Source organism: Gardnerella vaginalis (assembly GCF_001546485.1).
Lineage (GTDB): Bacteria > Actinomycetota > Actinomycetes > Actinomycetales > Bifidobacteriaceae > Bifidobacterium > Bifidobacterium vaginale_D.
The window spans coordinates 10,814-20,314 of the sequence record NZ_KQ956878.1 but is presented as its reverse complement, the minus strand read 5'-3'; the positions used below and the strand labels follow the sequence as shown (position 1 = coordinate 20,314).

At 45.0% G+C, this 9,501-nt stretch carries 9 protein-coding genes; all 9 read left to right on the top strand.

Annotated elements, in window-relative coordinates:
- The first annotated feature begins 251 nt into the window (after positions 1–251).
- The 9 genes from HMPREF3208_RS06110 to HMPREF3208_RS06070 all read left to right on the top strand — a co-directional run bounded on the left by HMPREF3208_RS06110 (position 252) and on the right by HMPREF3208_RS06070 (position 9,222).
- Positions 252–1,169 carry a helix-hairpin-helix domain-containing protein gene (locus HMPREF3208_RS06110; RefSeq protein WP_081091201.1) on the top strand — a complete coding sequence of 306 codons (918 nt, stop codon included), beginning with the start codon at positions 252–254 and terminating at the stop codon, positions 1,167–1,169.
- Positions 1,170–1,176: 7 nt separating this feature from the next.
- On the top strand, positions 1,177–2,955 hold the full coding sequence (locus HMPREF3208_RS06105; protein WP_196488970.1) for a ComEC/Rec2 family competence protein: 1,779 nt from the start codon (positions 1,177–1,179) through the stop codon (positions 2,953–2,955).
- Positions 2,956–3,018: 63 nt separating this feature from the next.
- Positions 3,019–4,017 carry a DNA polymerase III subunit delta gene (gene holA / locus HMPREF3208_RS06100; protein ID WP_064347782.1) on the top strand — a complete coding sequence of 333 codons (999 nt, stop codon included), beginning with the start codon at positions 3,019–3,021 and terminating at the stop codon, positions 4,015–4,017.
- A gap of 104 nt (positions 4,018–4,121) precedes the next feature.
- Entirely contained in the window at positions 4,122–4,688 is a 567-nt protein-coding gene (gene tsaE, locus HMPREF3208_RS06095; RefSeq protein ID WP_016637357.1) for a tRNA (adenosine(37)-N6)-threonylcarbamoyltransferase complex ATPase subunit type 1 TsaE, read from the top strand.
- Positions 4,689–4,788: 100 nt separating this feature from the next.
- Positions 4,789–5,637, top strand: a complete 849-nt coding sequence (gene tsaB / locus HMPREF3208_RS06090) for a tRNA (adenosine(37)-N6)-threonylcarbamoyltransferase complex dimerization subunit type 1 TsaB (protein ID WP_064347780.1) — start codon at positions 4,789–4,791, stop codon at positions 5,635–5,637.
- Positions 5,638–5,662: 25 nt separating this feature from the next.
- Positions 5,663–6,301, top strand: a complete 639-nt coding sequence (rimI, locus tag HMPREF3208_RS06085) for a ribosomal protein S18-alanine N-acetyltransferase (protein WP_016637359.1) — start codon at positions 5,663–5,665, stop codon at positions 6,299–6,301.
- Positions 6,302–6,323: 22 nt separating this feature from the next.
- Positions 6,324–7,367 (top strand): tRNA (adenosine(37)-N6)-threonylcarbamoyltransferase complex transferase subunit TsaD, encoded by a 1,044-nt coding sequence (tsaD, locus tag HMPREF3208_RS06080; protein ID WP_064347778.1) that lies wholly within the window; start codon positions 6,324–6,326, stop codon positions 7,365–7,367.
- A 145-nt stretch (positions 7,368–7,512) separates the two neighbouring features.
- Entirely contained in the window at positions 7,513–8,655 is a 1,143-nt protein-coding gene (locus tag HMPREF3208_RS06075; RefSeq protein WP_064347776.1) for a tRNA (adenine-N1)-methyltransferase, read from the top strand.
- A 9-nt stretch (positions 8,656–8,664) separates the two neighbouring features.
- Complete coding sequence (locus HMPREF3208_RS06070) at positions 8,665–9,222, top strand: SixA phosphatase family protein (RefSeq protein ID WP_064347774.1); 558 nt, start codon at positions 8,665–8,667, stop codon at positions 9,220–9,222.
- The last annotated feature ends 279 nt before the right edge of the window (positions 9,223–9,501 follow it).

The following is a 9,501-nucleotide window of genomic DNA, read 5'->3' as shown; positions in this document are numbered from 1 at the left end:
AAAACTCATAGACTCGTACAGAAAGTTGCGAAGCTGCGTGGTTTACTCAGTGCAACTAAAGTCGCTTAATTAAGCTGCGGATGGGTGCGTGGTAGGAGTGTCTGGTGTGGTGTGCGCGGCAGCATTAATGCTAGTGTTCTTTGAACAGTAGAACGAGTGTTAAAGGTTTTAACCACAGGCGCGTATTTTTGTTGCAAAGTGCTATAAGTTTCCCAATAGTTAAGTTAAGAACATTAAGAGTTGGGGGATTTATGGAAGACTATGTTCATAACTATGGTACGAACCATAACTATGGTATGGATAACTATGCTACGAACCATAACTATGGTATGGATAACTATGCTACGGACCGTAACTATGGCTTGGATAAGCCGAGAAGTGACTTGCCTAGGAGACGAATTGCAAGGTCTTTAGCAGAATTTTCTAATGATAGTTTTGCTGAAAATTGTAGCGATAAATCTCGCGAAAAATCTTGCGATTCTTGTGATGAAACTCTTATGAGTGGTAAGACTTCGCCCAGATTGCATATGAAGCCTGTGCATACGTTAGCGTTGATATTGCTGCTGACTGTAGCATTATGTGCAAGTCTTACTATGCTTATTTCGCAGTCGTTAACGTATCAACGTATGCAGCATACTCAAGCTGAAGCATGGCAAAGCGCGAGTGATAATCCTGCATATAGTACTAGTTCCTCTAAAAAATTGCGTAATAAACGTGCTCACAATAGTAAAAATATTGATGAAGATAATCAAAGCCAAGAAGATGCGAATATTGATGACAATAGTGAAAATACTATCGATGCTAACAATACCGTCAGTGACAGTAATAGTGATGGCAGTTATAGTGTGGAACATCAGGATGGCACAACGCACAATGATCATGGCGTAACAACTACAAAACAAGCGAAATCTCCACTTACTGGCACTGCTATGCGTAAAGCTCAACAGGGAGCTGTAATCTCGCGTGAAAATGCTGGTCGCATCAATATTAATACTGCAACGCTTGCGCAATTACAAACTTTGAAAGGAGTTGGACCTAAAACAGCTGCTCGTATTCTTGCTCAACGTAAACGAGTCGGTCGTTTTCACAGTTTGGAAGATTTGCTGCAAATTAAAGGCATTGGTCCTAAAACTTTGAACAAATTCCGTGGCGTACTTGACGTAGGTTAGGCGTGTTATGAGTATGAGCGTCGTAAAGCAACGTATTTCTGGAAGTTGCGATTTGCGTATGATTCCTGTTGCTGCAGCTTGTTGGATGGGTTGTTTGGTGGGGAGATGGTGCTGGAAAGTGCATATGATGCACGGTGTAGTAACAGTATTTGCTGGTGTGGTAGCAGTGTTTATTATTGCGTTTCTTACCTGGAGTATATTACGCGTGATTATTAACAGTAATATGCAATGCACTCATACATATGTAAGTATGCTGCGAGCTGCACTCAGTAGTGTGCGTTACCAATGTTTTACATGGCATCGTACAATATCGCTCGTATTGCATATTTGTGCTGTGGCTTGCATGTTGTCGTATCTGACGCAATGCGTGTTATCTCAAGATGTTGTTATGCGTGAAATACATAAAGTGAACATTGCACAAGTAGGGTATGCTCGACGCAATAGCAATCAAGCTTATCATATTGCTGAAGTAACGATGGTTACGCCGATGCGGACTTCGCGAAGCTTTAATGGTGATTGTCAAGCAACGGTTCAAGTCCATTATTTTGCGAAGCAAAAAAGTTACGTTCAAGCGCGACTGTATGCATATTCTCCAATATGTGAACAGTTGAATTATGGTTCGCGTATACGTTTACCAGTTAGCGTGAAAGCTTCGAGATTTGATAGTAGTAAGCCTGAATTGCATGTAGAAAAAACTCAACGAAATTTGCATGTTGTACAAGGCTCAGACTTTTGGCATAGAGCTGTAAGTGATTTGTGGAAATCGTTTTATGATGTCACCAATAAGCTTGATATGCAAGGTAGAATGTTGGTTCCTGGAGTAACTGTTGGCATGCTTGGGCAGGAATACGTGCCAGCAGAAGAGACAAGCTCACTTGATCCAATCGACGAAACGTATGCAACAATGATGCGTCGCCATTTTCAACATGCTGGCATTATGCACGTTATGGCAGTTTCTGGTGGTCACTTTTTGCTGCTGAGCATGATTATTCGCCGCTGTTGTGCATACTTTTTACTGCCTAGATGGATTATGTCCTTCATACAGATTGTGTTTCAAATTGTTTTGGCTGCAATAGTATACCCTTCAGCATCAGTGCTTCGTGCGCTTGTTATGGGAATTATATCCGCAGTAGCGTGGTGTTGTAAGCGACCATATCAATCAGCCAGCGCACTGAGCTGGACTGTTATTGGAGTTTTAACATGTAACCCTTCATACGCTTGGGATTACGCTTTTGCGCTTTCTTCTGCAGCAACTTTAGGAATTGTAATGATGGGAGTGCCACTTTCTCAAACATTAACGCAATATATGCCATCTTGTGTTGCTTCAGCGTTAGCTATAACGTTTTCTGCACAATGCTGGACTATGCCAGTGCAAATTCTTATGCAGCCGGAAGTGTCTTTTATGGCAATTCCTGCGAATATTATGGTTGCTCCTTTGATGGATTGGGCAACAGTATGTGGCTTAATTTCACTAGTTTGTGCAGTGTTTTACGCAGGAGTATCGCTCATTTTTGCACAGCTTGCATCAATTGCTACAAGCCTTATGGAGCAGTGTGCATATTGGTGCGATGAGGTGTCGTTTGGCGTGTTTCCTTGGGTGCGTGGCGCGTTGGGGGCATGGGTGATGGCTTGCGTAGAATTTACGATATTTGCTGTTTTTATGCTTGCTTTTCGTGCCTTTCACAATCGTTATTACATCCAGCGTCTGCGTATAGTTGGGCAATTGTGGGCTGCTTCAGCAAAGCGCACAGTAAGCGATACTGCACGCATCTTTGAAGAGGAGTGAACACGCACGCATATTCGAGAGGAATATTATGATAGGTACGAGTTGGTTGGTTTAAGGAGCATGATGGCAGCAAGTAATAAGCGCGCAGAACACGTTATGCCAGTTACGATGGTAGTTGGGGGAGACACATACTTAAATGAGCTTAATGCTCGTACTGTGCGCGGAAAAATCCAACATAATGTTCCGGATGCTGAAATTATTGAACTTGATGCGTCGACTGCGGATCAGTACGCATTTGACGAAGCTGTAGGTCCTTCACTTTTCGGTGACGGAACGATTGTAATAATACATAATTTGCAACAAGCAGACGAATCTTTAGTAGACGCAATTGAAAAATTTTGTAAGCAAACGCAACATGACGATAATAATTCCGATGAATCTTCTGCAAATTGGGTTATTGCATGCCATGAGGGTGGTATTAAAGGAAAATCTATTATTACGCGTCTGGCAAAAGTTGGTGCTCAAACCATTACAGTGCCGGATCTTAAAAAAGACGATGCGAAACTTAATTTTGTTATCAGCATATTCGAGAAACATAATCGCACTATAGAACCTCAAGCAGCTCAGCGACTCGTAGCAGTTTTGGGAGGGAAAACTGGTGAGCTTGCAGCATTGTGCTCGCAATTATGCTTCGACTATGACGATAATCCAATAACGCTTAATATTGTTGATCGTTATTTGATTGCAGATCCGCAAGTTACTGGCTTCTTTGTGGCAGATAAAGCTGTTGCAGGGCATACAGGTTCCGCTGTGCTTGCTGCTAGAACTGCAGTTGCTCAAGGAGTTGACCCTATAGCGTTAATCGGCGCTTTAGCTGCAAAAGTACGCTGTATTGCGCTCGCAATGGCAGTTCGTAACGGCACAATTTCTCAAGCGGAAGCAAAAGTAAATCCGTGGGCGCTGAAAATGGCAATGCGCCAGCTTGCTGGTTGGAGTAGTGCAGGAGTTTCTCAATGTTTGCAATCTTTAGCTTGGGCGGATGAGCAGTGCAAGGGCGGATCTAGCGACGCGAATTATGCGCTTGAAAAATGTATTATGCTCATTGCGTCTCGAGGAAATTAAAAAAGGAACTTATAGAAGAACGTATAAAAAAATTATAACGTATAAAAAATTTATAAAGGAACTTATAAAGAAATTCAAGCGAAATTAGAAAGAGTGCATTACATATGGCAGAACAATTAGAACAGCAAAAAGTGCGTACCGTGCCTACGGATACTGATATGCGCGAGCTTGGTAAAGCTGTGGCAAAACTAGTTAAAGAAGGCGATGTTCTACTGCTGTCGGGTCCTCTTGGGGCTGGTAAAACAACGTTCGCACAAGGTTTTGGAGTTGGTCTTGGTATTAGTGAGCCGATTGTGTCTCCAACTTTTACGATTGCGCGCGAATTGCATGGCACTTTTGTGAACGGAAAGCCAGCGACGCTCATTCACGTTGACGCTTATCGTTTGGGTGGTGAGGATTTTGCTCCGGGGCAAGATACTGTGTCGCGTTTGCTTGATGAGCTTGAATCTTTGGGACTTGACGAAGCTTTGGAAGAGCCGGGCGACGGTACTGTTGTGCTTATGGAGTGGGGTGAGCAAATGGCTGGAGTGCTTGCAAGCGAGCGCTTAGAAGTTCATATTGCAAGACCTGTTGATGCTTCACAAGCAGATAGTTTCACTAGTGACGGTAAGCGAATCGTAACTTTGAAAGCTGTTGGTAAGGATTGGCTGAATCGACTTGCAAAATTGTAATTAAAAATACGCGGAAAATATAGCAACAAATATCGCAGTAAATAACGCAAGTTGTGGTAAGCGAGTAAGCTGGTCGGGTACGTTACGTCGAGGAATAAACATGAGTAATACGCTGATTATTGACACTTCATTTGGTTCTACTGTTGGAATTGTGGGTCATGAGCCGATTGTTGAGACTGACTCACGCACTCACGTGGAGCGTTTGCAAGTAAATATTGCGAAAGTTGTGGAGGCTGCTGGTCTTCAACCGTCTGATATTCATCGCGTGGTTGTGGGAGTTGGTCCTGCTCCTTTTACGGGACTTCGCGCAGGGTTAGTTGCAGCGAAGGCAATCGCGTTTGCAAATAATGCCGAAATTTTGGGATGTGACAGCCTGCTTCCTCAAAGTTTGATGATGCGATCTGGTGCGTTTGAAGAAGCACTTAAAAATGACGTTATTTGCAAGGATTCACTACTACATCTTCCGAATGCTGTTGATTCTGCTAACTCTGCAGGTTCTGATGTAAAGCATTACGTGCTTTCACTCAACGATGCACGCCGTCGCCAAGTGTATATGGCTTTGTACGATGATGAAGGCAATGCTGTCATCGATATGGATATTGACTATCCTCAGAATGCTGCGGCTCGTGTGAACGAGTATGTAGCGAGTGTAAATGGTGAAAATTATTGCGTGGATGTGCTTGGACATGGTGCTCAAAAATACGTTGAAGATTGGCGAAATATTGCCAATGTTGGCGTTATTGCTGAAGTTTCTGCGCTTGACTTGGGTGTGCAAGGTTTACAAATTTTCGAGCAGTGTGCTGAGAATTGCGCTAAGCATTGCTCCGATGAAAATGAGCACGTAAAAGCTGTTGAACCGCTGTATTTGCGCCGCCCAGATGTGTCTGTGCCAAATCCGCTTAAGCATGTGCTTGGATCCGGTGAGGCAACGAGAGCTAAAGAAAAATAGAAGCGTTGTAACGATTTGAGTAATTATGATTGTTGATATAACGCATTCTACATTTCCGGCAGTTGCTGAGAGCATAAATAACGAAAGCTTAAATATAGTTCCAAAGTGCGATTTTACGTGCGATGAGTTAGCGCAAAAAATAGCTCCCATTGAAGCCGATTTATTTGGAAAAGGCTCTTGGAATGAGAGCATGATTGCGCAAGAATTGCAAGCTCCTATGCGCGCATATTATGCGGAAATCGACGAAAATACGCATACGTTATGCGGGTATGCTGGATATTGGTTCGATGGAGACGATGCGCAAATTATGACAATTGGCGTTGTGAGGCAATACCAACGGAAAGGCATAGCTTCTAAGCTGTTATCAACCATGATGAAAACCGCAAAACAAATCGGTGCCAAGCGCATGCTGCTGGAAGTACGAGTTGACAACAATCCTGCGCTCGCGTTGTATGAACGTTTTGGTTTTAAGAAAATGGGTTTGCGAAAACGTTACTATCAGCCGGAAGGTGTGGACGCGTACACGATGTGCGCTGATTTAAGCGAGATTTTAGGCGGTACTAACATAACTTGCGAAAATAATAATGTAATCTCCATAAAAAATAACAAAACTTCCGAAAATAGTAAGGTACCTTCCGCAAAAAATAACGGAATTGAAGAATAACGAGGAATAACGAGGAATAGCAATGAGCGAAGCAATCGTATTGGGAATTGAATCAACTTGTGATGAAACTGCCGCCGCTATTGTGCGCGGACGTACGCTGGTGTCAAATGTGGTGGCATCTTCTATGCAGGAGCACGCGCGCTACGGTGGTGTAATTCCAGAAATTGCTTCTCGCGCGCACGCTGAAGCTTTTGTGCCGGTTGTTTCTCAAGCTTTGGCAGATGCAAATATGGATTTAAGCGATGTTGACGCGATTGCAGTAAGTGCAGGTCCTGGTCTTGCAGGCTGCTTGGCTGTGGGAGTTTCGGGAGCTAAAGCTTTGGCTTGGGCTGCAAATAAGCCAATTTATGGTATTAACCACGTAATCGGGCATATTGCAGTAACGCAATTGCAATTCGGTGATGTGCCAGAAGATGTGCTTGCTCTAATTGTTTCCGGCGGTCACACTTCGCTTCTTCACGTGAACGATATTGCTAGAAGCATTGACGTTGTTGGCACGACTTTGGACGATGCTGCAGGCGAGTGCTTTGATAAGGTTGCGCGCTTGCTTGGATTCCCGTACCCGGGTGGCCCTCATATTGATAGGCATGGCAGGCTTGGCAACCCGGATACTTTGAAAGTTCCGCAAGGTTTGACGCAAGGTCGTTCTGGTAAAGAGCATCCTTACGATTTCAGCTTCTCTGGTGTAAAAACTGCTGTTGCGCGTTGGGTTGAAGCGCGCGAGGCTCAAGGTCTTGACATTCCAGTTGACGACGTGTGTGCTTCTTTGGCTCATTCTGTGGCGGATGTGCTTTCGCGCAAAGCTATGATGGGCTGTGAGCAGTACGGTTCTAAAACGTTGATGATTGGCGGCGGATTCTCCGCTAATTCGCAGCTTCGTGAGCATTTGTTGGCTTGCGGCAAGGAGCATGGAATTGAAGTGCGTTTGCCGGAACTTAAGCTTTGCACAGATAACGGTGCGATGGTTGCCATGCTTGGCGTGAATTTGGTGGAAGCAGGGGTGCATCCTTCCGCTCCTGATTTTGCCATCGATTCTGCTATGCCGCTTACTACTGTAAGTTTGTAGGTTATGTAGCACTTGCGTCGTTTTAGTGAGATTTAGTGTGGGTATGCCGTAAAATAAATACGGTTTGTCGATGCGAATATTAGTAAAGTTTATTGGCAAATTTGTTAGTTGAGTTTGTTAGCAAATTTTGTAAGTGAGGTGTTTTGTGCAGTCAGTTAATTCGCGTAGTGGTGTGTTACGAGTAGGTGAGAAGATTCAGTTCACTGATCGTAAGGGTAAGCGGATTACTGCACAACTTGTTGCAGGTGGTGTTACACAAACTGAGCACGGTCTTATTTGTCACGATGACGTGATTGGTCAAAGCGAAGGCGTTGTAATTACTACTGTGAGCGCAAAGCGTGAAACGCTGCAAAATAGCGAAAATCAGGCATCTAAAGACCTTTCAAAAACCGGCAACAAGCCTTGGAAAGCAGCTCGCGCTATTGGCGGCTGGGATTACGTAGTTATGCGACCTCGCATGGTTGACTACGTGCTTTCTATGCCTAGAGGCGCGCAAATTATGTATCCAAAAGATATTGCGCAAGTGATTGCTTTAGGAGATATCCGCTCAGGTATGCGCGTTTTGGAGTCGGGTGCTGGTTCTGGTGCTATGAGCTTAAGCCTTTTGGACGCAGTTGGGGAGAGCGGAAAGCTTACGACGATTGAGCTTCGCCCGGATTTTGCGCGCATTGCCGAGTCTAACGCAACTTTGTACTACGGCAAGCGCCCAGAGTGGTGGAATTTGCTTACTGGCGATTTTGATTCTGTTGCAAAAACTTTAGACGCGCATAGCGTGGATCGCATTATGCTCGACATGCTTGATCCGTGGAATCGCCTCGAACAAGCGCATCGCGTGATTGTGCCGGGAGGCGTGCTTATTGCGTACGTGACGACTACGACGCAAATGTCTCGCATGGCTGAAGCTTTGCGAGAAAGTGGCATGTGGACTGAGCCAGAAATTCAAGAAACATTGGAGCGTACTTGGAAAGCGCAAGGCTTGGCGGTTCGTCCGGATCACGCGATGATTGGCCACACTGGATTTTTGATTGTTTCGCGCGCAATGGCAGAAGGTTTTAGCGCTTTGAGGAAGCGTGAGCACGGTACTAAAGATACTGTGAGCGATATTGACGATATGACAGCGGAAGAGCGCGCTGAACAGTTGGAAGACTTGTCTTTGCGCGATATTTCGGATCGTAAGCTTCGTAAAGTTTTGCGCGATTTAGACGTGCAACTTGCGCAATTGCCGGAAGATTCGCAATCGCAAGTAACTGTGCAATCTCAAAAAATAGAGCATAGTCAAGCTAAGTAGGAGAGCATTATGGCATCACCAATGAAAAAGCTTATGAAGAAAGCACATCATAGTAAGTACGTTTTGTTGCTGATGCGTCATGCTAAAGCCGAGGCGCCTGAAATGGGCGACGATTGGGGACGTGGGCTTACCGATAAGGGCTTGAAACAGGCGAAAATTATGGCAAAAGGCTTGGAATCTTTGAAGCTTGTGCCAGATTATATTGTGTGTTCTAGCGCGAATCGTACTGAGCAAACTTTGAAGCGCATGTTGAAGCGTTTTGGCGATGCGCCTGTGGTTGAGTCGCGCAAGAGTCTTTATGATGGCGGTATGCAGTCGGTTATGGACGAGTTGCAGGCGGTTCGAGGTGATGTTCATACGACGATGATTGTGGGTCATGAGCCAACGATGTCGATGGCTGCGCAGTGGCTTTCTTCGCCGGATTCGGATCCGGATGTGCTTGGGGCGATGCGTTTGGGACTTGCTAATGCGTCGGTTGTGGTGCTTGTGTCTGAGCGCCCATTTGCCACTTGCGGCTTGCGCGGCGCCACAGCGCTCGCAGTCCTCACTCCCAAATCCTTTGCCTAGCTTTGCGGTCATGCTTTGCGAACGTTGCTTGTGTAGCTTTGCAGTGATGCTCTGCTGACATTAATTCTGTAGCTTTGCGGTCATGCTTTGCGAACGTTGAGTATTTGTTGATGAGTGAACTTTAACAGTATTGCTCTGCAGACGCTGAGTATTTGCTGATTAGAGAACACTAGCATTCATGCTGCCGCACACACTACACCAAACCCACTCAACCACCAACCCGCCCGCAGCTTAATTTTTCGGCTTTAGTTGCACTGAGTAAGCCACGCACTTTCGCAA